General features: G+C 55.9%; 29 protein-coding genes, 1 tRNA gene and 1 pseudogene. 13 read left to right on the plus strand and 18 right to left on the minus strand.

The window, feature by feature from the left end:
- Positions 1 to 111: 111 nt before the first annotated feature.
- Complete coding sequence (locus H6A25_RS05165; RefSeq protein ID WP_204750919.1) at positions 112 to 882, minus strand: hypothetical protein; 771 nt, start codon at positions 880 to 882, stop codon at positions 112 to 114.
- Positions 883 to 999: 117 nt separating this feature from the next.
- On the opposite strand from H6A25_RS05165, the gene H6A25_RS05170 reads away from it, so the two are divergent.
- A complete protein-coding gene (locus tag H6A25_RS05170; RefSeq protein WP_204750920.1) occupies positions 1,000 to 1,371 on the plus strand; it encodes a DUF2200 domain-containing protein in 372 nt (123 codons plus the stop codon).
- Positions 1,372 to 1,420: 49 nt separating this feature from the next.
- Here H6A25_RS05170 and H6A25_RS05175 read toward each other — a convergent pair whose 3' ends face one another.
- The 5 genes from H6A25_RS05175 to H6A25_RS05195 all read right to left on the minus strand — a co-directional run bounded on the left by H6A25_RS05175 (position 1,421) and on the right by H6A25_RS05195 (position 4,949).
- Positions 1,421 to 1,930: a DUF6933 domain-containing protein gene (locus tag H6A25_RS05175; protein WP_204750921.1), complete on the minus strand. Its 510-nt coding sequence runs from the start codon at positions 1,928 to 1,930 to the stop codon at positions 1,421 to 1,423.
- Between the two features lie 49 nt (positions 1,931 to 1,979).
- Positions 1,980 to 2,390, minus strand: a complete 411-nt coding sequence (locus H6A25_RS05180; RefSeq protein ID WP_204750922.1) for a peptide deformylase — start codon at positions 2,388 to 2,390, stop codon at positions 1,980 to 1,982.
- Positions 2,387 to 2,959 (minus strand): SGNH/GDSL hydrolase family protein, encoded by a 573-nt coding sequence (locus H6A25_RS05185; protein ID WP_204750923.1) that lies wholly within the window; start codon positions 2,957 to 2,959, stop codon positions 2,387 to 2,389. The genes H6A25_RS05180 and H6A25_RS05185 overlap by 4 nt, the downstream gene beginning before the upstream one ends.
- A 215-nt stretch (positions 2,960 to 3,174) precedes the next feature.
- Positions 3,175 to 4,563, minus strand: coding sequence for a catabolite control protein A (locus H6A25_RS05190; RefSeq protein ID WP_204750924.1), 1,389 nt, complete (start codon positions 4,561 to 4,563; stop codon positions 3,175 to 3,177).
- Between the two features lie 59 nt (positions 4,564 to 4,622).
- Positions 4,623 to 4,949, minus strand: a complete 327-nt coding sequence (locus H6A25_RS05195) for a MerR family transcriptional regulator (protein ID WP_204750925.1) — start codon at positions 4,947 to 4,949, stop codon at positions 4,623 to 4,625.
- Between the two features lie 231 nt (positions 4,950 to 5,180).
- On the opposite strand from H6A25_RS05195, the gene H6A25_RS05200 reads away from it, so the two are divergent.
- A complete protein-coding gene (locus tag H6A25_RS05200) occupies positions 5,181 to 5,945 on the plus strand; it encodes a MerR family transcriptional regulator (RefSeq protein ID WP_204750926.1) in 765 nt (254 codons plus the stop codon).
- Between the two features lie 105 nt (positions 5,946 to 6,050).
- Here the strand turns inward: H6A25_RS05200 and H6A25_RS05205 are convergent, their stop codons facing one another.
- The 5 genes from H6A25_RS05205 to H6A25_RS05225 form a co-directional block, all read right to left on the minus strand.
- Positions 6,051 to 6,446 carry an SRPBCC family protein gene (locus tag H6A25_RS05205; protein WP_204750927.1) on the minus strand — a complete coding sequence of 132 codons (396 nt, stop codon included), beginning with the start codon at positions 6,444 to 6,446 and terminating at the stop codon, positions 6,051 to 6,053.
- Between the two features lie 4 nt (positions 6,447 to 6,450).
- Complete coding sequence (locus H6A25_RS05210) at positions 6,451 to 7,092, minus strand: GyrI-like domain-containing protein (protein WP_204750966.1); 642 nt, start codon at positions 7,090 to 7,092, stop codon at positions 6,451 to 6,453.
- 2 nt (positions 7,093 to 7,094) lie between these two features.
- Positions 7,095 to 7,418 carry a TfoX/Sxy family protein gene (locus H6A25_RS05215; RefSeq protein ID WP_204750928.1) on the minus strand — a complete coding sequence of 108 codons (324 nt, stop codon included), beginning with the start codon at positions 7,416 to 7,418 and terminating at the stop codon, positions 7,095 to 7,097.
- A 1-nt stretch (position 7,419) separates the two neighbouring features.
- Complete coding sequence (locus H6A25_RS05220) at positions 7,420 to 8,331, minus strand: helix-turn-helix transcriptional regulator (protein ID WP_204750929.1); 912 nt, start codon at positions 8,329 to 8,331, stop codon at positions 7,420 to 7,422.
- A 142-nt stretch (positions 8,332 to 8,473) separates the two neighbouring features.
- A tRNA-Pro gene (locus H6A25_RS05225) sits at positions 8,474 to 8,549 on the minus strand.
- A 150-nt stretch (positions 8,550 to 8,699) separates the two neighbouring features.
- Between H6A25_RS05225 and H6A25_RS05230 the strand changes: the two genes are divergently transcribed.
- The 5 genes from H6A25_RS05230 to H6A25_RS05250 all read left to right on the plus strand — a co-directional run bounded on the left by H6A25_RS05230 (position 8,700) and on the right by H6A25_RS05250 (position 13,748).
- Positions 8,700 to 10,082, plus strand: a complete 1,383-nt coding sequence (locus H6A25_RS05230) for a glycine--tRNA ligase (protein ID WP_204750930.1) — start codon at positions 8,700 to 8,702, stop codon at positions 10,080 to 10,082.
- 64 nt (positions 10,083 to 10,146) lie between these two features.
- Entirely contained in the window at positions 10,147 to 11,205 is a 1,059-nt protein-coding gene (locus H6A25_RS05235) for a tartrate dehydrogenase (RefSeq protein ID WP_204750931.1), read from the plus strand.
- Positions 11,206 to 11,238: 33 nt separating this feature from the next.
- The gene (locus H6A25_RS05240) at positions 11,239 to 11,826 is read left to right on the plus strand and encodes an ECF transporter S component (protein WP_243423246.1); all 588 of its coding nucleotides are present in this window, start codon (positions 11,239 to 11,241) and stop codon (positions 11,824 to 11,826) included.
- Between the two features lie 187 nt (positions 11,827 to 12,013).
- Positions 12,014 to 13,180, plus strand: coding sequence for a pyridoxal phosphate-dependent aminotransferase (locus H6A25_RS05245; protein WP_204750968.1), 1,167 nt, complete (start codon positions 12,014 to 12,016; stop codon positions 13,178 to 13,180).
- A 67-nt stretch (positions 13,181 to 13,247) separates the two neighbouring features.
- Entirely contained in the window at positions 13,248 to 13,748 is a 501-nt protein-coding gene (locus H6A25_RS05250) for a hypothetical protein (RefSeq protein WP_204750932.1), read from the plus strand.
- Positions 13,749 to 13,802: 54 nt separating this feature from the next.
- On the opposite strand, the pseudogene H6A25_RS05255 reads toward H6A25_RS05250, so the two are convergent.
- From H6A25_RS05255 to H6A25_RS05285, 7 genes and pseudogenes are all read right to left on the minus strand, one after another.
- A pseudogene (locus tag H6A25_RS05255) lies at positions 13,803 to 13,949 on the minus strand (D-alanyl-D-alanine carboxypeptidase family protein); the annotation flags it as partial.
- Positions 13,950 to 15,041, minus strand: coding sequence for a DNA cytosine methyltransferase (locus H6A25_RS05260; RefSeq protein ID WP_204750933.1), 1,092 nt, complete (start codon positions 15,039 to 15,041; stop codon positions 13,950 to 13,952).
- Positions 15,041 to 15,910 carry a radical SAM protein gene (locus H6A25_RS05265; RefSeq protein ID WP_204750934.1) on the minus strand — a complete coding sequence of 290 codons (870 nt, stop codon included), beginning with the start codon at positions 15,908 to 15,910 and terminating at the stop codon, positions 15,041 to 15,043. Before H6A25_RS05265 ends, H6A25_RS05260 begins: the two co-directional genes overlap by 1 nt.
- Positions 15,911 to 16,732: a putative RNA methyltransferase gene (locus tag H6A25_RS05270; RefSeq protein WP_204750935.1), complete on the minus strand. Its 822-nt coding sequence runs from the start codon at positions 16,730 to 16,732 to the stop codon at positions 15,911 to 15,913. It abuts the gene before it with no gap.
- A 293-nt stretch (positions 16,733 to 17,025) separates the two neighbouring features.
- Positions 17,026 to 17,676, minus strand: coding sequence for a VanW family protein (locus H6A25_RS05275; RefSeq protein WP_204750936.1), 651 nt, complete (start codon positions 17,674 to 17,676; stop codon positions 17,026 to 17,028).
- Between the two features lie 54 nt (positions 17,677 to 17,730).
- Positions 17,731 to 19,431 (minus strand): M3 family oligoendopeptidase, encoded by a 1,701-nt coding sequence (locus H6A25_RS05280; RefSeq protein ID WP_204750937.1) that lies wholly within the window; start codon positions 19,429 to 19,431, stop codon positions 17,731 to 17,733.
- Positions 19,432 to 19,542: 111 nt separating this feature from the next.
- Positions 19,543 to 19,929, minus strand: a complete 387-nt coding sequence (locus tag H6A25_RS05285; protein WP_204750938.1) for a hypothetical protein — start codon at positions 19,927 to 19,929, stop codon at positions 19,543 to 19,545.
- Between the two features lie 300 nt (positions 19,930 to 20,229).
- Between H6A25_RS05285 and rsxC the strand changes: the two genes are divergently transcribed.
- Genes rsxC through H6A25_RS05315 form a run of 6 tightly spaced genes read left to right on the plus strand, consistent with a single transcriptional unit; the run spans position 20,230 to position 25,189 of the window.
- On the plus strand, positions 20,230 to 21,540 hold the full coding sequence (gene rsxC, locus H6A25_RS05290; protein ID WP_204750939.1) for an electron transport complex subunit RsxC: 1,311 nt from the start codon (positions 20,230 to 20,232) through the stop codon (positions 21,538 to 21,540).
- A gap of 7 nt (positions 21,541 to 21,547) precedes the next feature.
- Positions 21,548 to 22,555, plus strand: coding sequence for an RnfABCDGE type electron transport complex subunit D (locus tag H6A25_RS05295; protein WP_204750940.1), 1,008 nt, complete (start codon positions 21,548 to 21,550; stop codon positions 22,553 to 22,555).
- Complete coding sequence (locus H6A25_RS05300; protein ID WP_204750941.1) at positions 22,552 to 23,118, plus strand: FMN-binding protein; 567 nt, start codon at positions 22,552 to 22,554, stop codon at positions 23,116 to 23,118. The genes H6A25_RS05295 and H6A25_RS05300 overlap by 4 nt, the downstream gene beginning before the upstream one ends.
- Before the next feature lie 12 nt (positions 23,119 to 23,130).
- Positions 23,131 to 23,730, plus strand: a complete 600-nt coding sequence (rsxE, locus tag H6A25_RS05305; RefSeq protein WP_118747769.1) for an electron transport complex subunit RsxE — start codon at positions 23,131 to 23,133, stop codon at positions 23,728 to 23,730.
- A 3-nt stretch (positions 23,731 to 23,733) separates the two neighbouring features.
- Positions 23,734 to 24,321, plus strand: a complete 588-nt coding sequence (gene rsxA / locus H6A25_RS05310; protein WP_204750942.1) for an electron transport complex subunit RsxA — start codon at positions 23,734 to 23,736, stop codon at positions 24,319 to 24,321.
- 40 nt (positions 24,322 to 24,361) lie between these two features.
- On the plus strand, positions 24,362 to 25,189 hold the full coding sequence (locus H6A25_RS05315) for an RnfABCDGE type electron transport complex subunit B (protein WP_204750943.1): 828 nt from the start codon (positions 24,362 to 24,364) through the stop codon (positions 25,187 to 25,189).

Consider the following 25,189-nt stretch of genomic DNA (forward strand, 5'->3'; position numbering starts at 1 on the left):
GCTTTTCCTCTATTCTACACCAAATTCTCTGTATTGCGCTACATAAAAATACTAAAGCAAGAAAAAATATTCTGTTTGAAAAAACATATTCAACGCCCTATTGCAACAGGACTATGCCTCTTTTTCCGCCTCCAGGCCTTCGCCCAGGTAAATCTCATACTTGGCGTTGTCTCCGTATTCCTCCTCCAAAGCCCGGCACAGCTCTTCCAGGGAGCCGAGAAGGTGCTGGCGCTGGTCTTCCTCCAGCTTTTCCACCCGGTAATCATGGGCCCGGACCGTGATATAAAAATCATACAGATCGCTTTCCAGATAGCAGGCAGCCGAGACCTTTTGAGCAGTGAACCACTCTTCACCGGCCAGATCGTCATAAAAGTCCGGAGGCGGATTGCCCCCATTATAGGAAATGTCCACATCCAGACAGGAAAGCTCCTCCTCCGGCAGCACCCGGCTCAACACCTGCTGTCCCACTTCCTCTCCGGCCAGGGCAAAGGACAGCTGCATCAGCTCCAGCGTCAGAGCCTGCCGGGCCGAATACCGTTCCCGGCTCAGCAAAAAGTGCTTGCTGTGGTTGATGCGCATGGTATGGTCGCTGATGGTCCATATCGCCTCTTCTCCCCGGGATGTCTGAAAGGCGATGTTCCACTCCCGGAACTCCCCGGGCCGGGTTGTCGTATAGGAAGAATAAGAGCGGTCAATGACCGAATACATCCGGCTTTCCTTTGTCTCCTGGGAAACACACTGCCATGCTCCCTCTCCGAAAAACCGATCCAATTCCCCCTGGAACCGCAGGGGCCAGGAAACAAACCAGTACCGCACCAGGAACACTCCTGCGGCCAATGCCGCTGCTGCCAGGATCAATAGCCCTTTTTTCCATGCTTTCATAGACTTTCCCCTCTGCTTTCTGCCGCTATTTTACCAAAAATTTTTACAGCAGGGAATCCCCTTGCCCCTTCCCCGTTTCCGTGGTATGATGAAGCCATTCAGCAAGGAAGTGTCTCCATGGCCCGCACCGATGTGACCCAAATGCTTTTTTCCAAGCTCTATCCCCTCTTGGTCAGCAAGGCGCAAAAGAAAGGCCGCACCCGGGAAGAAGTGGATCAGGTGACCAGCTGGCTCACCGGATACAGCCCGGAAGAGATCGCTCAGATGGAACAATCGGACATCTGCTATGGGGATTTCTTCCGCAGAGCCCCGGCCATGAATCCGAACCGATTCCTGATCACCGGCAAGATCTGCGGCGTGCTGGTGGAAGAGATCCAGGACCCTCTCATGCGGGAGATCCGGTATCTGGACAAGCTGGTGGACGAGCTGGCCCGGGGCAAACCCCTGGAAAAAATCCTGCGCAGCCCCGTCTCATCCCCGGAACAATAAAACAACGCCCTGGGTTTCTTTCTCGCAGGAACCCAGGGCGTTCTCTTTTTCATTCTTTATTATATAATATCTCTTCCATCCGTTCCAAAGGCAGGCCCAATCCCTCTGCGCCTGCACATCGGCTGAGTCGGGTATTGACGGCCTGATCCAGCAAAGGCTGTGCCTGCCGGGAGGTGTCCAAACACAGATCCAGCGCCAGCACATCCTCCCAGGCCCGGTTGAGAAAGGCCACCTCCCGCCGGCCATGAGTGCGGGTCAAACCAATGGCCCCAGCCTGCTGAAGATACCCGGTCACCGTTTCCGGCGAAAATCCAGCCCCGTGCAGGCTGTCCGCCAATCCCTCCCGAAACAACCCGGTAATATCTCCCCACTGAAGAGGGCTCACATCCCAGAGCACAAAAGCATACCGGCTGTGGCAATGAACGGCCAGCATACATTCCCGGCCCCGAAGGCGAATGTTGTGCACATCCCAGCAAAACCGCCTGTCCAGTTCGGTGCCGTAAAGAGGCGGTTTCATCTTCAAAAACCGCTGCAAGGGGAAGGTCAGTCCCAGCTCCATCCGCTTACCTCCCCTCAAAACGAACAGTCACGGTGCTTTGGCTCATATCTCATATAATGATCCCTTCGCAATGATCGATCTCATGCTGGATGATCTGGGCCGTCCGGCCGGTAAAGGTGCGGAGACGCTCCTGGAACTTTTCGTTCTGCCAGCGCACCTTGATGGACTGGAACCGACGGGCCGGGCGAAGCCCCACCAGAGACAGACACCCTTCCTGGGCATCATAGGGCCCGGACTTCTTCACAATCTCCGGGTTGAGCATCACCATGTATGTGCCATCGTCATCAAAGGCGATGATTCTTTTGTTGACACCGATCATATTGGCCGCCATTCCCACGCAGCCTTCCCGATGGTGTTTCAGCGTATCCAGCAGATCGGCGGCAACGGGAAGATCTTCTATGGTGGCCGGCTCTGCCTTATTTGCCAAAAATGCTTTATCTTTGCAGATTTCCCGAATCATTTCACACTCTCCTTGTGTTCCAGTATCACTCTGCCGATGGTCTCCGCCGCAAGGCGGGAGCCTTGCTCATTGGGGTGCACGCCGTCGGCGGCATAGAGCTGTTCCTTCTGGCTCAGCTGATAAAACCGCTGTCCTACCGGGGCCAGAAGAGCCCCATTGTCCCGGGCCGCTTTGCTGTACGCTGCGGACATGGCCCGGGCCATATCTTCATAATCCCAGCCTTTGTCCGTCAGCTTGCTGCTCCCTTTTTCATAAGCCCAGGTGGCATAGAGCACCGGCACAGCTCCATGCTGCTGTATCTGACTGCAAAGATGCTCCACGCTGGAAAAGAAACGCTGGACTTCCGTAAAGGGGCCGTGACTCATCTCCTGAAGCACCACATAATCCCAGCTTTCCTCCCGCAAAGCCTTCTGGGTTTTGGCGCCCAGTCTGGTGTTTTCCTTCAGATGCTCTGCCAGTCGGGCCCCGCCCCGGGTATGACAGACCGCTTCTGCTCCGGTGAGGCTGGCCAGCATCCGGGGCATTCCATTGGCCGTTGTCAAGCTGTTGCCCAGCAAAAGAATCCGCATTCTGCACCTCCCGTCCCGGTGCAGGCTTTTCCCATCACCGCCCGGTGTTTTGCATCTATCATAACAGAACGGTTGCATTTCCTCAACAGATCCTCCATTGATTCTTCAGCATATTCTATCTCTCCCCCGTAGATCAAACAAAAAACCGCCTGAAAAGGCGGCTTTTTGTCTTAAAATTCCAAAATCATCCGGTACTTCCATATTAAAATTTATATTTATTCTTCTTCCTCAAAAGCCATTGTGACGGTGGGTTCATCGATCATTTCCCGATCATTATGGATCTCAAAACTGACTTTAATTTCCTTGATTTCTTGGGGTGATGTGATTTGGTTCATTTCCAGAGCATCTTCCGGCAGAGTGATCGAAAGCACCGCGCTTCCCCCATCTTTCAATTCGTTAAAGGAGAAGGAATAATCGCTCATCATGCCGTTGACCGACAGGGAATCTGGCACATCCCGGATGTCCAGTGTATTTCCGCTGTTGTTTTCCAGCAAAAGCAGCACATGGCAGTCAGAACTGTAATCAGAATCATCCTGCAGTACCGTTTTGGCGACCATACGCAAACCATTTTTGTTGTAGACTTCTGTGCCTTTATCATCAAAAGAAGCCTTCACGCCAGGGATAGCGATCTCCACAGGCATTTTCTCTGCAACATTCATCCATTGTTCATCCATCAACCCGATGGAAAGAGAGATCTCCCCTATTTCATCGATGCCGTATACACTCTGCCAGGAAGGCTCCAGCACCTTATCCAGCTGTACATCCACAATGCAGCGTTTGCCTGGGGCAACAGCACTCCTGGACCAGAGGAAAGTGGTCGCTGTCAGACCATTGATCCCAATGTCGGATGTGGAAACATAGACCATTTTATCTCCTGTATTCTCCAGTTCCAGCAGCAAGGCCGTCTCCCCATCCTGATTTACTATCACGCTGCTGGAAAGCAGCTCCACCCTCTCCTGCTCATAGAGAAGATCCTGAGAAAAATGAAGCAACTCATAATCATAAGTGTTCATGGCTGCCTGGCTTGTGATGGTCTGCTGATAATGATCTGTTTCATAGTCATGTCCCTCAGACGCAGAGGTGCATACTGGCGGAGAGTTGAAATAAATGCTATTGTAATCGGCATCTGATATATCAAAACCGATTTCTATATCTGCAATTTCGTTGATGCCATAGAGCATCAGGGCATCATAGCTGAAACTGATGACATCATTGGCAACGGTTCCATTTAAAACATCGCAGTTCAAATAGCCGTCACTAACCATATATCCATTGACAGAGTTGCAGCTGTATCCCAAAGAACCGCTGGTGAATGACAGATCTTTGCCGCTGTTGTTTTCAATGGTGATTGCCAGATCGGCAGAACTCTCTGTATAAGTCAAACCGGTGGCTGTGATCTTCACGCCCCCTTCATCCATCATCACAGTCTCCGTCAATGTGGCCTCCTTGCGAAAAGGCTCCAGGGTTTCATTGCTCTTTTGCAATTTCTCCTCTTTGGGCAAGCCTTCCGCTCCTCCCTGCCCCGTTTTATCCGGTCCTCCGCAGGCAGCCAGACTGGCCAGCACGACCAAGATCAGCAAGACAGACAACAATTTCGTTTTCATAACATGTCCTCCTTTGTATGAGATGGATGGAACGCAATTTCCTGAAAGTCCAAAAACTCTTAGAGCGCAGCGATGTGTTCTTTCGCCTGACGGATCAGTTCCCTCAGATGAATATCCGCCTTTTCCAGCTCCGCTACCTTGGCCTGGAGAGCTGCTTTTTTGACAAGTCCGTCAGCATCCAGAAGTTCCTTGATCTCCTTCAGCTGAAATCCCAGTTGCTGATAAAACCGGACCAGTTGAATCCGCTCCCGTTCTGGCTCTCCATAAAGCAAATGTCCATATTTATTTTTTCCAGAAGCCGCTACCAGCCCTGCTTTTTCATATCCCTGGACCGCCCGCCGGGAGACTTTCAGTTCAGCGCATACCTGGCGCAATGTTCTTTCCATCTTCATTTCCTCCTCACCGTAAAACTGCACGCCGCGTGCAGTCAAGGACTTTGCAGAAAAATTGCATTCCACAACAGGGCTTGCAATTTTTGCGCGGTGTGGGAGGAAAATGGTAAAATAAATGGTGCCCAATCATTTGATCAGGCACCGTTTGCAGCAGATGATCCGCCAGATGTGAATTTTTTCTTGACTCTGACGCTCCGTCAACTGCTATCCTATTCACAGGGAGGGATGTTTATGGAGTATTCCATTCAAGAACTGTCGCGCCTGTCCGGAGTGACCACCCGCACTCTGCGCTGGTACGACCAGATCGGGCTGCTGAAGCCCAGCCGGGTAGCCGAAAGCGGCTACCGCTATTACGGCCGGGCCGAAGTGGACCGGCTGCAGGATATTCTCTATTACCGGGCTCTCGGGGTGGAGCTGGCCCGGATCAAGGAATGTCTGGACGATCCCTCCTTTGACCGTCTGGCCGCTTTGAAACGCCATCTGGCTGCACTGGTATCCAAACAGGAACATCTGGAACTGTTGATCCAATCGGTGAAAGATACCATCCAGGCAGAGGAAAGGAAGGAATTTATGCAGGACGAGAAAAAGTTTGAAGCTTTGAAAAAACAGACCATCGCCCATAACGAAGAAGTTTACGGACAGGAGATCCGCAGCAAGTACGGCGACAAAGAAGTGGATGAAGCCAACGCCGCCGTGATGAATCTGACCCAGGAGCAATACAGGGAGTGGACTACCCTGGGCCAGGAGATCCAGGGTCGGCTGGAGGCCGCCGTCCAGGCCGGTCTTGAGCCGGAAAGCCCGGAGGGGAAGGAAATCTATGGTCTCCACCGCCGGTGGCTCACCATCACAGACAACCGGTATGATCCCGCCAAACACCGGGGAATCGCAGAGCTTTATGTAATGGACGCCCGCTTTACTGCCTACTATGACAAACACCTTCCCGGCTGCGCCCGCTTCCTGCGGGATGCCGTGGTTTATTGGGCAAAATAAGGGACAGGCCCCCGGCTTTTGCCGGGGGCCTTAAACCGTTATCATGTTTTTTTCCGCGTCAGACAGACGCCGACGATGGCCGCAAGCAACGCCTATTAACATGGCTTATTTCAGCAGTTCTTTCCGCAAATCCTCCAGGTACCGCTTCTGCTGCCGCTTTAAATAGCCAGGCACAAAGGGACGCATCCACCAGTGCTTGGCCATGACCGTTTCGGTGCAGGTCAACTGTGTGCCGCCCTCTGTCTCCTGAAAGATGCCCTCCCAGGAGCCGGACATATTGCCGTTCTCCATGGTGAAGGCCCAGCGGCGGATTGGTTCGCAGGCCGTGACTGTAAACTCTGTGGCGTAGCCGTTTTTGGTGTGTTCCACAAATCGAGATTCGTCCAGAATTTCCGCCCGGGCCAGATCGCTGCGCCAGGCGGTATGGGAAAGGTCGGTTACGGTCTGCCATACCTTCTCCACCGGGCAGGGAAAGTGAACCGTCACTTTGGATATTGCCATAGTCTCACTCCTTTTCTCTCTGCTTGATGGGATGCCGGATCACCGTTTTCAGGTTTTCCGGTTTGCACCGCCGCACATCGCTTAAATAGATTTCATGGTGAAATCGGTTTTCTCCGAAATCCTCTGCACAGCCCTGGTTTTTCGTATATTCTTCCATGGCGGCCACGGTGGCCGGCTCGTCGTCATAGGGGCCGATGTGCATACACTGAACGCACAAGCCCTCCTCCCAAGGGAAAAACTCTACTTTGGAAAAGTCCCGCTGCTTCTTTTCGGCAGCCTCCCGGATGGCCCAATGAAAGACTTCTTCTGTTGCAAACTCCGGCAAGCGGATCAGGGAGATCCACTGAAAGTCCTTCTTGCGGGCGTAGTCCACGCCGTGAATGCTCTCCTGCCACCAGAGCCCCTCCAGAGGCGGTACCACATAATCAAAATAACCCTCCGGCTGGTACTTTCCCTTCTTGCTCATTTTAATGGTGAAGGCCACCCCATAGAGCATTTCCAGGGCCTGTTTGTAAGCGCCGCCCTCCTCATTGGGGTCCCCTTGCCCTCTCACCGCCAGAAAATTCATGGCAGGTACCATGACGATACCCGGGGTTTGGGGAGGCAGATAAAATTCCTTATATTCTTTCTTATAATCCAAAGCCATCGTCATCTTTTTCCTTTCTTTTGCATTTTCTTCCCCAGTGCCTGGCAGGTGATATGGGTCAGGTGGGTCAGAAGATCCCGGTTCTCCACATCCTCCACCAAAAAAGACTCCCTGGCCCCTTCATAAGGCGGAGCCTTGGGCAGGTCCGGGAAGGCCGCTTCCCCCTCCGGGGTGACCTTTACAAAAAGCTGATCACCGCAAATAACGGCGAAAAACACATCATCGCAGTAAAGACCGTATTCTCCAAACATCTTCCGGCTGCGGATGGATCCAGCTTCCCCCAGCTGTTCCGCTACAAAATTCACAAAATCCCCATGAGATGCCATGTTATCTCCCCCTTTGATAGCGTTGGGCCAGAGTTTCTGCCAAGTTTCCCAACTGCACCCGCAGTTCTTCCGGCTCCACCAGTTCTGCCTTGTCCCCAAAGGTCAGAACCCAGCTGAGCACACTATCTCCATCGGGAAAGACACCGGTGAAGCGGAGCCGGCCGTCTGCCTCTTCCGTAAAATGATCCGCCCCGTATTCCTCCATCAGTCTCCAGCGGCAGGCCGGATCAAAAAGAACTGCAACCCGGTATTTTGCCGGAAAGACCCTCTCCGGTGTAAAGTCCGGCAGCGGTGCACTGCGGGGAGAAAAGGGCTGGTCTTGGGTAAGGTCTGTCATGCGGTTCAGTTTAAAAAGGCGGAAATCCTTCCGCATCCGGCACCAGCCCCATACATACCAGGTGGACCAGTGGAAAACCAGATAGTAGGGCTCAATGATGCGTACCGACTCTCCCTTGGGGGAAAAATAAGCAAACCGGATGGTATGATGCTGTTCCATGGCCTCCTGGATGCGCTCAATTTTGGGCGGCAGGCTGGTTTTGTACCAGGAAGAAAGGTCGATGAGCATGTGAACACCGCCCGGCACCAATCCTCCCGTTCCAGGGGACAGCTTCTCCATCAGCTGGGCATAGCGCCGGGTCCCGCTGACACTGTCCAGACTCCGCAGCCCTGCCAGAATGGCCTGCATCTCCGGAGCGGTAAGCACCGTGCGGTCCACCCGGTATCCCTCCAGGATGGAAATACCTCCCCGCGGCCCCTGAGAGGTGGAGATGGGGATACCCGCCCGGCCCAAAGATTCGATGTCCCGCTGGATGGTCCGGCGAGACACTTCAAACTGCTGGGCCAGTTCCGGCGCCGTAACCTTTTCCCGCTGGAGCAGGATGGACAAAATGCCAATAAGCCGATCCATTTTCATGAAATGCACCGCCTTTTCGTTTTTCTGTATTATAGCACAGAGGTCGGACAACAGTCTGTCATGTTTGGGAAAGAATCACACCAAAACTCAGAAGAAAAGGCATAAAAAAATCCTGCAAAATCCAAAGATTTTGCAGGATTGATGGTCGGAGTGGCGAGACTCGAACTCGCGGCCTCCTGCTCCCAAAGCAGGCGCGCTACCAACTGCGCAACACCCCGGCGGCGTTTTTTATTATACCGTACCCTTTATCCTGTGTCAATTCCCGGCTTTCCCCTTTTCTTTTTCTTTTTTTTCCGGTATAATACCTGTTGTGAGAAAATCCAGACGCATCCAGTGTATGCGTCTTTTTCAAAAAGGAGAACCTGCCAATGAAAAATACCGAAAAGACCATGGATCAAATTGTCACGCTGTGCAAAGGCCGGGGCTTTGTCTATCCCGGCAGCGAGATCTACGGCGGACTTTCCAATTCCTGGGACTACGGTCCTCTGGGCGTGGAACTGAAAAACAATGTGAAAAAAGCCTGGTGGAAACATTTCATCCAGCAGTCTCCCTACAATGTAGGGCTGGACTGCGCCATTCTGATGAATCCCCAGGTGTGGGTGGCCTCCGGCCATGTGGGCGGTTTCTCCGATCCCCTGATGGACTGCAAGGACTGCCATACCCGTCATCGGGCCGACACCCTGATCGAAGCCTTCTCCGGCCAGGAGCCTGACAGCATGGATTTCGCCGCCATGGAGCAGTACATCAAGGACAACGGCATCCAGTGCCCCAACTGCGGCAGCACCAATTTCACTCCCATCCGCTCCTTTAACCTGATGTTCAAGACCTTCCTGGGCATCACCGAGGATAGTAAGTCCGAGATTTATCTCCGCCCCGAAACCGCTCAGGGCATTTTTGTCAACTTCAAAAATGTGCAGCGCACCACCCGGAAAAAGTTGCCCTTCGGCATCGGCCAGGTGGGAAAGGCCTTCCGCAATGAGATCACCCCCGGCAACTTCGTCTTCCGCACCCGGGAATTTGAGCAGATGGAGCTGGAGTTCTTCTGCAAGCCCGGCACTGAGCTTCAGTGGTTTGACTACTGGAAGAGCGAATGCAAGAAGTTCCTGGAGAGCCTGGGTCTGAAAGAGGAAAACCTGCGCTATCGTGACCACGAAAAGGAAAAACTCTCCCACTATTCCAACGCCACCACCGACATCGAATACCTCTTCCCCTTCGGCTGGGGCGAGCTGTGGGGCGTGGCTTCCCGCACCGATTTTGACCTGAAGGCCCATGAAGCCGCTTCCGGAGAGAGCATGGAATACTTTGACCAGGAAGCAAATGAGAAATTCATCCCCTATTGCGTGGAGCCTTCTGTGGGTGTTGACCGGATCGTTCTGGCCGCCCTTACCGACGCCTACGATCAGGAAGTGGTGGACGAAAGCAAGAATGATACCCGCGTGGTGCTCCACCTCCACCCGGCCCTGGCCCCCTATAAGTGCGCCATCCTGCCCCTGTCCAAGAAGCTGTCGGAGCAGGCCACAGCCCTCTATCAGCAGCTGGCCGGCAGCTTTATGTGCGATTACGACGAGTCCGGCTCCATCGGCAAGCGCTACCGCCGCCAGGATGAAATCGGTACTCCCTTCTGTGTCACCGTGGACTTTGAGACCGAACAGGACGGCTGTGTCACTGTACGGGATCGGGACACCATGGACCAGGTGCGCCTGCCCATCCAGGAGCTGGAGGCCTATATCCAGAGCAAGCTGGTATTCTAAGCCCAGAGGGCGCGGTTTTCCGCGCCCTTTTTCCTGCTATTTCACAATAAAGGAGACTTGTACGATGGAAACCTATCGCATTGCCGCCATCGGCGGCGACGGCATCGGCCCGGAGGTGGTGGAAGAAGGCCTGCGGGTGCTGCGGCACATTGAAAAAGCAGACGGCACCTTTTCTTTCCAGGTCACATCTTTTCCCTGGGGCTGCGAATACTATCTGAAAACCGGACAGATGATGCCCCCGGACGGCATGGAGCAGCTCAAAGGCTTTGATGCCATCTATCTGGGAGCGGTGGGCGCTCCCGGGGTGCCCGACCATGTGTCCCTGTGGGATCTGCTGCTCCGCATCCGCAAGGGCTTTGATCAATATGTGAACCTGCGCCCGGTAAAGCTTCTCAAAGGCGCTCCCTGCCCGCTGAAAGATGTAAAGCGGGAGGACATCGACATGATCGTGGTGCGGGAAAACAGCGAAGGGGAATATGCCGGGGCCGGCGACCACCTCTTCCCCGGCACAGACCGGGAAGTGGTGCTGCAAACCGGAGTCTTTTCCCGTCACGGCTGCCAGCGTGTGATCCGCTATGCCTTTGAGCTGGCCCGGCAGAAGGGCAAGACGCTGACCAACATCACAAAGAGCAACGCCCTCAACTATTCCATGGTCTTCTGGGATGAAATGTTCCGTGAAGTGGCCAAGGAATACCCGGATGTAAAGACCCAGAGCTTTTTGGTGGACGCCGCCAGCATGTTCTTTGTGAAAGACCCCGGCCGGTTCCAGGTGGTGGTGACTTCCAACCTTTTCGGCGACATCCTCACCGATCTGGGAGCGGCCATCTCCGGCGGCATGGGCCTGGCCGCCGGGGCCAATCTGAACCCGGAGAAAAAATACCCCTCCATGTTCGAGCCCATCCACGGCAGCGCCCCGGACATTGCCGGAAAAGGCATTGCCAACCCCTTGGCCGCCATCTGGAGCGTCAGCCAGATGCTGGACTTTTTCGGAAAGCCCCAGTGGGGAGAAAAAGTGCTGGCTGCCATAGAGAAGCTGCTGGAAGAGGGCAAATACCTCACCCCGGATATGGGCGGCACTGCCACCACTTCCCAGGTGGCCGACCGGCTGCTGACGCTTTTGTAGCCACGGAAACCATCCCCGAAAGGAGATCTATTTTTGCGCTTTACCCCTGGTTTTATGGCAAAAACCGCTCTTCTGGCCGCCCTGGCCGCCTTTTTGATGACTCTGGAGATCCCTCTGCCCTTTGCCCCCAGCTTTTATCAGATCGATCTCAGCGAAGTACCGGTGCTGCTGGGTGGATTTGCCCTGGGGCCCGCGGCTGCTTTGTGCATCGAACTGCTGAAAAATCTGCTGTACCTTTTGTTCAAAGGCACCATCACTGCCGGTGTGGGAGAGCTGGCCAATTTTCTCATCGGCCTGTCCCTGGTGCTGCCGGCCTCTTTGCTCTACCGGAAGAAAAAAAGCCGGAAAGGCGCTCTGTGGGGCCTTTTGTGGGGCACCCTGGCCATGACCGCGGCAGGCGTCGCCGTCAACTACTTTGTGCTGCTGCCTGCCTACTCGTTCTTCATGGGCATCCCCCTTTCCGCTTTGGTGGATATGGGCAGCGCGGCGAACAGTTCCATCACTTCCCTGGGGACTTTGGTCATTTTCGCCACTCTGCCCTTCAACCTGCTGAAGGGAGCTTTGTCCTCCCTGATCACCCTGCTGCTGTATAAGCGGCTGTCCCCTCTGCTCCACCGGTGAGAAAAAACAAAAGAAACAAAACGAAAGATTGATATTTTCTTAACATTTATTCATTCCGGCCTGTTGCCTTTTCCCTTTGGCCGGTGGTATAATGGCAAAAGAAGATGGAGCGGGGCTTTGTCCCCTTTCGAGAAACCGTACCTGGCTGCGGCGTCCGCCCGGCCGAAAGAAGGAGGAAAACAGCATCATGATCGATTATTCCAAGATCGTCCCCCAGCGGGTAGCCACTTTGAAGCCCTCTGGCATCCGCAAATTCTTTGATGTGGCGGCCACCATGGAAGATGTGGTCTCCCTGGGCGTGGGCGAGCCCGATTTTGTCACCCCGGAGCACATTCGCAATGCCGGTATCAAATGCATTCTGGACGGCAAAACCGCCTACACCGCAAACTACGGCCTGATGGAGCTGCGCCGAGGCATTTCCGCCTATCTGGAAAAGCGCTTTGACCTCTCCTATCATCCGGAAAAGGAAGTGCTGGTCACCGTTGGCGGCAGCGAAGCCATTGACCTGTGCATGAGCGCCCTGATCGACGATGGCGACGAAGTGCTGCTGCCGGAGCCGGCTTTTGTCAGCTATGCGCCTCTGGCCATTGCCCAGCGGGGCGTGCCAGTGATCATCGACACCAAGGAAGAAGATTCCTTCAAGCTGACGGCTCAGGCTCTGAAGGCCGCCATCACTCCCAAAACCAAGCTGCTGGTGTTCTCCTATCCCAACAACCCCACCGGCGCCATCATGACCAAGGAGGAGATGGAAGAAATCGCCGCCGTTCTGCGGGACACCAACATCGTGGTCATCTCCGATGAAATCTATGCCGAGCTGACCTATGGCCGCCGTCATGTGTCCATCGCCACCCTCCCCGGCATGCGGGAGCGCACCGTGGTGGTCAGCGGCTTCTCCAAGGCCTTCTCCATGACCGGCTGGCGTCTGGGTTATTGCTGCGCCCCAGTGGAACTGATGACCTCCCTGGGCCGTCTGCATCAGTACAAACTGATGTGCGCTTCCACCATGTCTCAGCAGGCTGCATTGGAAGCCATCAACAACGGCATTCCCGATATCGAATATATGCGGGAAAAATTTGACGAACGCCGCCTGTATCTCCACAAAGCTCTGATCGATCTGGGCTTTGAGTGCTTCCTGCCGGAAGGCGCTTTCTATATGTTCCCCAGCATCCGCCGCTTTGCCCAGAGCAGCGAGCAATTCTGTGCCGATCTGCTCAATGCCCAGCGGGTGGCCGTGGTGCCCGGCAACGCCTTTGGCGACTGCGGCGAAGGCCATGTGCGCATTTCCTATGCCTACTCTCTGGAAAGCCTGAAAGTGGCCATGGAGCGGATCGAAAAATTCGTCAACAAAAAATAAAAATTCCCATAGAAACAATCCCCCGGAGCCACTCTCCGGGGAATTGTTTTTTGCTTGATCATGTGATATGGTAAGGGAAAAACAAGGGGATGATCCCAATGAAAAAAGGCGAAAACTGCTTTTGGCTCTCACTGGTATCCTGCTGCTTTGCCTGGCCGGGACCGTTCTTGTCCGCTCCATCCTGCTGCACCGTCCCCAGCCCTTTCTGGAGCATACCAAAGATGCCGCTTCCATTCGCATTTCCACCGGTGACGGCACACGGCCAGAGGACTGCACCCTCACCATTGATGATCATTTCCCGGAATATCTGGACTGCGCTCTGAAAAACTGGGGCGCCATTCGCATGAAGCAGACAAAGGCCCCTGGGAAAGAATCAAAGGAAATCACCATTACCCTTTTTGATGACTCCGGCCATATACTGGACTGCATCACCCTGACAGAACATGGGGTCACAAAAAAGGTCTCCCTTTTCTCCCAGGGTTCTTTCCCCATTGTGCAAGGAGAGCACCCCTATGAGCTTCTGAAACAGATGCTGGAAGAAAAACGAATTGATCTCATTCAGGGGTAATTTCTATATACCAAATACCAAAAGGCGCTGGAAATACATTTCCAGCGCCTTTTTTCATGTCTGCTCTTTTGCATATTCTTCCAGGCAAAGCCCCCGGCTGTGGACAAATTCCGCCGCTTTCTTTCCCACATACCGGTAGTGCCACACTTCCTCAGCCACCCCGGTGAGGGACTGCTTGTCCCCCGGATAACGAAAGATGAATTACGGAAGATTTCCCTTTTCCAGGGCCTTTAGCATCTGCCGGGCCAGGGCCAGCGAGAGAAGGGGCGGTACGGCATTGCCGATCTCCAGCCGCTTCATGCCGTCGCCGCCATAGAAGCGGTAATCGTCGGGAAAGCTCTGAAGCCGTGCTCCTTCCCGGATGGATAAGGCCCGGGAATCCCGGGGATGAATGCACCGGGAGGAAGAAGGACAGGCAAAATTCCGGGTGATGGTGGTGGAGGGCCGTTTCCACCACAGCTTGGCATAGGTATTGCCATAGCCGCTTTTGGGCCGCAGCTCTTCCGGCAGGTCATTTTTCCCCTGTCCGTCTTTCAGGGCCTCCATGATGCGGATCAGGTGGGCCCCGTTCCTGGGAGAAGCGTGTTCGGTGACGGTCTCCTCCCCTTCCCGCCGGACAAAGCGGAGAAAGTCATTGTCAATGGGTCCCTGGTATCTGTCCTTCTTCTCTCCGCTTTTGATGGGAGGCAAGTCGCCGATGGCCTGCTCCAGGGTCACAAAGGGCCGTTTCCCTTCCCCATGGGTGGGCTGGGGATAAGTGAAGGTGTTTTTCACCTGCATTCCCACCAGAATCACCCGTTCCCGCCGCTGGGGCACGCCGTATTCCGCCGCGTCCATCACCTGGTATTTCAGGGTGTATCCCAGCTCTCCGAACTCCCTCTGGATCCGGGGAAACAGCCGTCCCCCATCCATGCTCAGCAGTCCGGATACATTTTCAAACAAAAAGGCCCGGGGGCGGAGCAAGGACAGCACCCTCTTATATTCCAGAAACAGCCGGGCCCGGCCGTCCATCTGCCGTTTGCCCAGGGTAGAATAGGACTGGCAGGGCGGGCCGCCCAACACCAGATCCACCTGCTTGCCTCCCAACGCCTGCTCCAGCATTTCCCCAGTCACCTGGCCGATATCCCGGCAGAGCATCTTCACCTGGGGATAGTTGAGGGAGTAGGCCCAGGCGATATCCGGCTCCACCTCATTGGCCGCCAGGATGGAGAATTCCTCCAGCTGTTCAAAACCGTAACTCAGGCCGCCCACGCCGGAAAACAAATCCACTACATTGTATTTTGTCGTTGCCATCAATCCACCAGCGCCACGGGCCAGGGAGCATCCCCATGTTCTCCCAGGGCCTTTTCCAGTTTTTTCAGCATCTTTTCCCGATCCTCCGGCAATTTGCCCCGCACCCGCAGAGGCAGAATGTCATGGAATCCATCGTACTCCACTTCCATATTCCACAGCTGGTGAAGCAGAACCCGCTCTTCCTCCAGATTTTCCCCTTCATCCGCCGGAACAAACTTTCCCTGCTGGATCAACTGATACAAGGGCGCTCTCCGATGGATGAACATGGAGAAATTCACCACCCGGCTGGGACGGGTACGGCGGAAAAATTCTCCCAAAGCCAGGGCGTTTTCCCGGCCCCGGCCTTTTCCGGCAACGCCGGTCATGATATGGGCGTCAAAGACCATCCCCGCCTGCTGGATACGGCGGATCTGCTCCATGGCCTGAGCCTTGGTGTGATCCTTGTCCATCAGCCGGAGCACATCGTCCAGGCCGCTTTCGATGCCCAGATACAGATGAGACACTCCGGCTTTTGCCAGCAATTCCAGCTGCTCGTCGGTCTTTTGGGCAATACTGGTCACCGTGGCGTCCATATTCACCCCCTGGCAGCTGGGAAAGGCCCGGCGGATCTCCTGCAAAATGGCGAGCAGATCCTCCGCAGGCAGGGAAAAGGCGTTGCCGTCTCCCAGAAAGACCCACTTGGGATCGCCTCCCAGGTCGGCCACCCGGCGGATATCGGCAAAAATCTGATCCATAGGCAGGCGGCGGTAGGTCAGGTGCTTGAACAGCATACAGAACTGGCACCGGTTATAGCTGCACCCCACCATCACCGGCAGCATGAAGGAGGAACGCTCCATGGGACTGCGGCAGATCTGGCCTTCGTATTCCATTTATCCTTCCTCCTTCCGGTAGCAAAGCAGCAGAAAGTCGGCGGTGATCTCCATTCCCTGGACCTGGGAAAGGACCTCCCGCCGCTGGGGATCGGTTTTATAAAAATAGGGCGTCATCTGGAACAGGCTCCACACATCCTCCCCGCTGAGGGCCATGGGGTATGTAACAGGCCTGGTCTCTTCCAGAAGAAATCCCGGCAGATGGGGCGCGCTTCCCGGGTTTTCATAGGGCTCATCGTACAGCCGCTCTTTCAGCTCCCACAGATGCCGTTTTCCCGGCACCGCCACCAGCAGCCGCCCGTTCTTTTCCAGCACCCGGGCAAACTCTTCCGGGCAATGGGGAGCGAAAAAGTTCCAAATCACATCCACCGATTCCTCCCCCATAGGCAGATGGTACAGGCTTCCCACCGCATAGCGGCCCTGTTTCAGCCCCTTGGCCGCCCGGTCCACAGCGAATTTGGAGATGTCCATGCCGTAGATTTCCAGTTCCCGGCCGCTCTCCCGGGCTTTTTCCCACAAACGCTGGGAATAGTAGCCCTCACCACAGCCGGCGTCCAGCATCCGAAGGGGCGTTTTTCCCTCCCCCAGGGTGATCTCCCCCGCCAGATCGGCCAGAGGGATGTAATAGCCTTTTTGCAGAAAAGCCCACCGGGCCCGGATCATCTCTTTGTTATCCCCCGGCTCCCGGGTCTTTTTCCCCGAAGGGGGCAGCAGGTTCAGATAACCGCTGCGGGCCTTGTCAAACCGATGGCCCTTGGGGCAAACCCCGCCTTTTTCCTCTTCCTGCAATTTCCCGCCGCACACCGGACACCGCCACAGCATGGACATTCCTCCTTTTGCTCTGCCCTTTATTGTAACACAAAAAAAGAGCCGGAAAAAGTGGCTCATCCACTTTTTCCGGCAGGTGGCGGTGGCGAGCCGCCACGGCCATACTGCGCTGCCGCGCTCAGCAACAGAGCCAGGGCCCGTTGTGTTCGTCCGGGCAAAGAGAGTATGGCTGTCCGGCCACCGGAGCAGCGTGACGCTGCACCCGTACTGCGCTGCCGCGCTCAGCAATAGAACGAACCTAGGCGCAATCAATGTGATGCTGCAATACCCGCAAGGCAAAAGCCCGGTCACTGGACTGTCAGGGAAACGGTGACGCTGTCCCCCGTCAGCCAGCAGCCGATCTCCACAGGAACGGCGGTGGGATTCTGAAAGCGAAAATCCAGGCTCCCATATTCCACTGCCGCATCCTGTCCCTCTCCTGCATAGGGCACCGGCAGCTGATGGGGATGCCGCTCCAGGATCTCCATGCCTCCCCGCTGGGCGGCCAGGAACAGGGTGGTGCTCACCTGGCACACGCCGCCTCCCACCTCCATCACCTTCTCCCCGTTCTCAAAGGCAATGGCCGGGCGGTAACCCTTTTCCTCGGTGCGCTCTCCCAGGGCTTCATTAAAAGAAAAGGAGCCGCCCGCCGGGATCACCGCCCCGTGAACGGCCTGACAGGCCAGGCGCAGGTTTTCCATGCGCCCTTCGTCCCAATCGTGCAAAGCGGTGCTCACAGCGGCCAGCTCCTGGGGCACGGCTTTGTTTTCCGCCGTCTCCGGCGGCTGTGCCGGATCGGGGGCGGGTGTTTCCTCCGGGGTTTGCTGCTGGGTCTGTTCCTGGGAATTTTGGGCCGGATCGTCCTTCTTTTCCTGGGCCTTGTCCTTTTCATTGCGGCCGCAGGCGGACAGCAATATGCTGCCTGCCAGAATGCCGGCCAGCCATGCGCTTTTCCTCATAGTCCTTCCTCCCTTTTTCTCCAGTATGGGCGGAAGGAAGGAAACTATGCGCTTTTAGTCCAGATCTTTTTGATGGGCGGTGAGATATTCTCTGGCTTCCCGGGCCACATTTTTAAGCGACCCCTTTTCCATGGGATTTTCCAGCCCGGCCTTGTGCAAAAGGCCCAGAAAGGTGTCATTGCCGCCCTGGCGGGTATAGGCCAGATACTGCTCAAAGGCGGCCTGCCAGCCCTTTTCCTCCATAAGACGGAAGATCTGCAGGGCCACCGACTGAGCCAGACAGTAGTCGATATAATAGAAAGGATCGGTGTAGATGTGGATCTGCCGCTGCCAGGCTGCGCCGTCGGCATAGAAGGGGACCGAATCAAAATCCAGCCAGGGACGGTATTTTTTGTCCAGCGCAGCCCACTGGGCGTTGCGCTCCTCCGGGGTCATATCCGGGTTTTCATAGACGATGTGCTGGAACTCATCCACCTGACAGCCATAGGGCAGGAAGGACAGGGCGCCGCCCAGATGAATGGCCCGGGCCTTGTGGGCCTCGGTTCCATAGAACCCTTCCAAATAGGGCCAGCACAAAAACTCCATGGACATGGAATGAACCTCGCAGCCTTCCAATGTGGGCATGGCGCACTCCATCAACCGGGTTTTGTCCGCTGCCATAAAGGCGGCCAGGGCATGCCCTCCCTCGTGGGTAAAGACTTCCACATCGTGGGAAGTGCCATTGAAGTTGGCAAAGATGAAGGGCGCCTTATAAGAGGCCAGATAGCTGCAATAGCCGCCGGTCATCTTGCCTTTTTTGGCGATCAGGTCAAACAGGTGCATGCTGTCCATCTTGTGGATGAAGTCCTTTGTGAGCGGGGACATCTTCCGGTACATCTCGATACCGGTGCGGTAGGTGTCCTCAAAAGTGCCCTGGGGATGAGGGTTCCCCCCCTGGCACACCACCGGATCATCATAGAATTTGAAGTCTGGCAAATGAAGCCGCTTCTGCTGCTCTTTTTTCATCTCACAGACGATGGGCACGATCTCCCGCACCACTTCTTCCCGGAACACGGCCACATCCTTTTTGTCATAGCAGTTGCGGCCCATGCGCAGATAGCCCAGCTCTACAAAATTCTCAAAGCCCAGCTTCCGGGCAATGGCGGTGCGCTTTTTCACCAGTTCGTCATAGATCCGGTCAAATTCCCCCTTGTGTTCCTGATAAAAACTCCCTTCGGCGGTGTAGGCCCCTTTCCGCACCTGCCGCTGGGGGTCTTCCTTATAAACACCCAGCTGGGACAGGTTGCACACCTTTCCCTGAAACTCAATCTGGGCGCTGCCCTGGAGCTTCTGGTAATCCATCACCAGCTTGTTTTCCTCTTCCAGCTCTCCCAGCACAGCCGGGGAAATGGTCTGGGCATCCATCCGGATGTTCTTGAAAAACACCGGAGGAAATTCCTTCTCCAGTTCTTTCAGGAAGGGAGAAGCCAGCACGGCCCGGTAGAAATCGGTGACCTTTTCCCCGAAGGCCGGGCCTTCCTGGGCATAAAATTCCTCTTCTGCGGTGTAGAAGGGATCTTCGGTGTCGATGGTGTGGCGGATGGAGCTGAGGCTCATCATGGTGCTGACCGGCTCATAGGTACGGGTGTGCTCGTCCAGCAAAGCAGCGGCTTCCTCTGCCGTTTTGGCCCCTTCCATCCGGGCTTTCAAGGTTTCGTAGACCTTGCACAAAGCGGCCAGGTCCACCCGCTCATAAGGCATTTCCTGAAATGTCATGGCAGTTCTCTCCTTTGCGTAAATATAGTGGCTGTCTCCAGTATACCGCAGAGAGGGAAAAAGTAAAACAGGCAAAAAAATTTCCCCTGGAAAACCAGGGGAAATGCAGATTTATCGCTTCCGGTAATGGCCCTTTCCATAGGCACCCCGCAAAAGAATGCCCGGCAGACTGGCGCCCGCTACCAGCCCCATCATGACCCAGTATTCCACCGGCGCGCCATAGCGGCCCAGATACTCATACACCAGATGCACTGCCACCAGCAGGGCAACGGTCACCACCAGCCGCAGGGCCGAAAAGGCATCAAACCGGAGATTCTGGGGAGACAGATCCTCCATCCGGCCCCACAGCAAAAGTCCCAGGCACACGCCCATGAAAATCTGCAGCAAAGTCAAAGGCACTGCATAGACCTGATAACTGCTTTCCTTTAGATATCCCAGATAGGTGCAAGCTCCCCAGGAAAGCGCAACAAGAAGTCCCAAAAGAATCCGCTTTTTCATAAATATTCCCTCCTTTTCATTATTTTACACGAACATTTGGGGAAAAACAAGGAGCGTTCTGTACAATTTCCCGACCCGCTTTTTGTCTTCCAGAATTTTTCTTATTTTGCCGCCGAAGGAAAGGAAAAATATTGAATTTTGTTATTTAATTATCAATTCCATGATTTTTCATCTTTTTTTCGGGGGATTTTCGCATTTTTGTTGCAGATTTCGTTTTTTTGTATTATAATAAACTGCATTGTGTAAAAGGGGAAACTGAGGACTTCCCTTCTCTGCATATTATCTTTGTGAGGTGAGACTATGGCCTACACATTCCGCGGGGGCATTCACCCCGACGATCAGAAGGCTGCAACCAACAAAAAGGCCATCGAGCCCATGGCCCCGCCCAAACAGGTGGTGCTTCCCGTCTCGATGCACATCGGCGCCCCGGCCAAACCGGTGGTCAAAAAAGGCGATCAAGTCTTTTTGGGCCAGCTGGTGGCTGAAGCAGGCGGCAATGTGAGCGCCAACATCCACGCCACCGTTTCCGGTACTGTGGTGGATGTGGCGCCCCGTCCCCATCCCAATGGATCCAAAGTGCTGTCGGTGGTCATTGAAAATGACTTCCAGGACACCCCGGACCCCTCGCTCCATCCCCTGGATATGGACGCCATGACCCAGGAGGAAATCATCAACGCCATTCGTGAGGCCGGCATCGTGGGCCACGGCGGCGCCACCTTCCCGGCCGATGTGAAGATCCGCTCCGGCCTGGGCAAGGCCGATACCCTGATCCTCAACGGCGCCGAATGCGAACCCTACATCACATCCGACCATCGGGTCATGCTGGAACAGACCGACGATGTGATCCTGGGCATCAAAGTTCTGCTCAAGGCTCTGGGCCTGCAGAAGGCCAAGCTGGCTGTGGAGGAAAACAAGGCCGATGTCTTTTCCCATGTGGAAAAGCTGCTGCCCGCCGACGGCTCCATCGAGCTGTGCCGTCTCAAGACCAAATATCCCCAGGGCGCAGAAAAACAGCTGATCTTCGCCCTCACCGGCCGGGAAGTGCCTTCGGGCAAGCTGCCTGCCGACGCCGGGTGCGTGGTGTTCAATGTGGACACCTGCGCCACCATCGCCCGGAAATTCCGCACCGGCATGAACGACATCCGCCGCATTGTCACGGTCTCCGGCTCGGCCATCACCGCGCCCAGAAACCTGGAAGTGCGGGTGGGCACCCCCATCGGGGAAGTGATCGAAGCGGCCGGCGGCTTCAAAGAGGAACCCAACAAGATCCTCATGGGCGGCCCCATGATGGGCGTGGCTCAGTTTGATCTCACCGCCCCCATCTTCAAAGGCACCAATGCCATCCTGGCCTTCTGCGGCGACGAAGCCAAGGGTTCCAAAACCCCTTCCTGCATCCGCTGCGGAAGATGCGTGGAGGCCTGCCCCATGCGCCTGATGCCCACTTACATCTATCTTTATGGAGAAAAGGGCAATCTGGAGGCCTGTGAAAAATATGACGCCCTCGACTGCATCGAGTGCGGCGCGTGCACCTATGTCTGCCCCGGCAAGCTGCCGCTGGTCCAGGGCATCCGCTCGGCCAAACAGCGGATCTTGAACGCGCGCAGAAAGTGAGGTTCCTATGGCTGATTTGAGCAAATTGACGGTTTCTTCCTCCCCCCATATCCGGCACGAGGACAACACCCGGCAGATCATGGTGGATGTGATCATCGCCCTGATGCCCGCCCTGGCCATTGCCATCTATGTCTTTGGCCCCCGGGCTCTGACCCTGACGGCGGTTTCCGCCGCAGGCTGCCTGTTTTTTGAGTGGCTTTATCAAAGACTGATGAAAAAGCCTGTGACGGTGGGCGATTGTTCCGCCCTGGTCACCGGCATCCTGCTGGCCTACTGTCTGCCGGTGTCCTCCCCCATGTGGATGGTGCTCATCGGCGATGCTTTCGCCATCATCGTGGTCAAGCAGCTGTACGGCGGCATCGGCAAAAACTTCATGAACCCCGCCCTCAGCGCCCGTGCTTTTCTCATGAGCTTCCCGGTGATCATGACCACCTGGCCCGCCATCCGCACCAAGCTCCCCCTGTTCGCCACCCCTGATGTGGTGTCCTCGGCCACTCCTCTGGCCAGCCTGAAACAGGGACTGATGCCCAACGCCTCTCTCACCGACCTGGCTCTGGGCATGGTGGGCGGCTCCATGGGCGAGATCTCCGCTCTGGCCCTTCTGGCCGGCGGGCTGTATCTCATCTCCCGGAAGGTCATCACCTTCCACACCCCTGTGGCTTATCTGGGCACCGTGGCCCTTCTGTGCTTCCTCTTCCCCCACGGCAACGGAAGAGTGGAGTTCATGCTGGCCGAGCTGTGCAGCGGCGGCCTGATGCTGGGCGCCATCTTCATGGCCACCGACTATTCCACCAGCCCTGTGACCAAAAAGGGTCAGGTGGTCTTCGGCATCGGCTGCGGCCTGCTGACGGTGTTCATCCGCTTCTTCGGCAATATGCCGGAAGGCGTCAGCTATTCCATTCTGGTGATGAACGCCACGGTGTTCCTCATCGAAAAGGTGACAAGACCCCGCAAATACGGCTTTGTGGCTCCTCCCAAGGCCGTTAAGACCCCGGAAGGAGGGAAAAGCAAATGAACGACAGCCTGAAAAAAGACCTGATCCATCTGGGCGGCGCCCTTTTGGCCATCACTGTGGTGGTTGCTCTGTGCCTGGGCTGCGTGGACGCTTTGACCCGGGATAAAATCGCCGCTCTGAAAGAGCAGCAGGTAAAGGACGCCATGGGCGCTGTGTGCGGCACAGACGCCACCTTTGAGCCTCTGGAAGCCGACATCGATGACGAGACCATCCAGGATGCCTATCAGATCATCCGGAATGGTTCTCCCGACGGCATTTGCGTTCAGGTAGCTCCCTCGGGCTACGGCGGCGAAATCACCATGATCGTGGGCGTCAGCGGCGAAGGCGCTGTGCTGGGCGTGCAGATCGTGGAAATGAGCGAAACTGCCGGTCTGGGCGCCAACGCCGAAAAACCGGAATTTCTCCAGCAATATGAAGGCCAGCAGGGCGATCTCACCGTTGTGAAATCGGCCACCGGCGCCGAAGGGGAAATCGTGGCCCTGTCGGGCGCCACCATCACCTCAAACGGCGTCACCTCGGGCGTCCAGTCCGCTTTGGACCTGGCCGCTTCCCTGGCGCAGTAAGGAGGGTGCATCGTGAAAAATTTTCTCCGTCAGCTCTATGAAGGGCTTTTTACCAACAACCCGGTGCTGGTGCAGCTGATCGGCATGTGCCCCACTCTGGCCACCACCACTTCCCTGGAAAACGGCTTCGGCATGGGCATGGCCGCCACCGCAGTTCTCATCTGCTCCAATGTGGTTATTTCCCTTCTGCGGAAACTCATTCCTTCCAAGGTGCGTATTGCCGCCTATATCACCATCATCGCCGGCTTTGTCACGGCGGTGGATCTGCTGATGCAGGCCTATCTGCCCGATCTGTCCAAATCCCTGGGCCTGTTCATCCCGCTGATCGTGGTCAACTGCATCATTCTGGCCCGTGCCGAGGCTTTTGCCTCCAAAAACAAGGTCATCCCCTCTTTGGTGGACGGTCTTGCCATGGGTTTGGGCTTCACCTTTGCTCTGTGCATTTTGTCCACCATCCGTGAGATCCTGGGCGCCGGCACCCTGCTGGGCCATCCCCTCTTCGGGGACAACTTCCAGCCGGCCATCATGATGATCCTGCCCGCCGGCGGATTTTTGACCCTGGGCTTTGTCATCGCCCTGTTCCAAAAGATCCTGAAAAAGAAAGGGGCCTAATTTATGAGCTTTACCGAACTCTTTTCCCTGGCCCTGGGCGCCATTTTGCTGGAGAACTTCGTTTTGGTGAAATTCCTCGGCTGCTGCCCCTTCCTGGGCGTGAGCAAGAAAACCGAGACCGCCCTGGGCATGGGCCTGGCCGTCATGTTCGTTATGACGGTGGCTTCTGCCGTCACCTATCTGGTGAACAAATATATCCTTCTGACCTTTGATCTGGGCTATATGCAGACGGTGGCCTTTATCCTGATCATCGCCAGCCTGGTGCAGTTTGTGGAAATGTTCCTGATGAAGAGCATGCCCTCTCTCTACCAGGCCCTGGGCATCTATCTGCCCCTGATCACCACCAACTGCGCCGTTCTGGGCGTGGCGCTGCTCAATGTGCAGAACAACCTGAACTTCATCGGCTCGGTGGTTTACGGCTTCTCGGCCGCCGCCGGCTTTACCCTGGCCATCGTGCTCTTCGCCTCGGTGCGGGAGCGGCTGGAGTTTTCCGAATGCCCCCCCTCCTTTGAGGGCTTCCCCATCGCTCTGGTCAGCGCTTCCCTGCTGGCTATGGCCTTCATGGGATTCCAGGGGCTGAAGATCTTTTAACAAAACACAATCCCCGATGAAGAAGATGAGGTGAATCACTTTGTATACACTGTCGATCGTCGCCCCGGTGGTGGCCCTGGGGGCCATGGGCCTGTTTTTCGGCCTGCTGCTGGCGGTGAGTTCTAAGATTTTCCATGTGGAGCAGGATGAGCGCCTGCCCCAGATCACCGAAGTACTGCCCGGGGCCAACTGCGGCGGCTGCGGCTACCCCGGCTGCTCCGGCTTTGCCAGCGCTGTGGTGGCGGGGGAAGCTCCCTGCAACGGCTGCGCTGTGGGCGGACCGGAAACGGCTGCCAAAATCGCCGCCATCATGGGCGTGGAAGTCTCTGCGCAGGACCGGAAGGTTGCCCATGTGAATTGCCGCGGCGGCCATAATGCCAAGCGGAAGTTTGAATACGAAGGCATCCAGGACTGCCTGGCCGCCTCCAAGGTGGGCTCCGGCGACCTGGCCTGCTCCTACGGCTGCCTGGGTTATGGCACCTGCGAAAAGGCCTGCCCCTATGACGCCATCCATGTGGTGGGTGGCGTTGCGGTGGTACAGGCGGACAAATGCCGGGCCTGCGGCATCTGCGTCTCTGCCTGCCCCCGTCATCTGATCTCTCTGGTTTCGGAAAAGCAGGATGTGTTCGTCTCCTGCTCCTCCCACGACCGCGGTCCGGTGCTGCGGGAAAACTGCAACATCGGCTGCATCGGCTGTACTCTGTGCCAGAAGACCTGCAAGCATGACGCCATCCATGTGGTAGACAATCTGGCGGTCATCGATTATGACAAATGCGTCAACTGCGGCGAGTGCGTGGCGGTGTGCCCCCGGAAGCTCATCGTCCGGGCCAGCTCCATCACCAGCGAAACCCGTCAGTCGGCTCTGTAA

The sequence above is a fragment of the Intestinimonas butyriciproducens genome (assembly GCF_016901775.1).
Lineage (GTDB): Bacteria > Bacillota > Clostridia > Oscillospirales > Butyricicoccaceae > Pseudobutyricicoccus.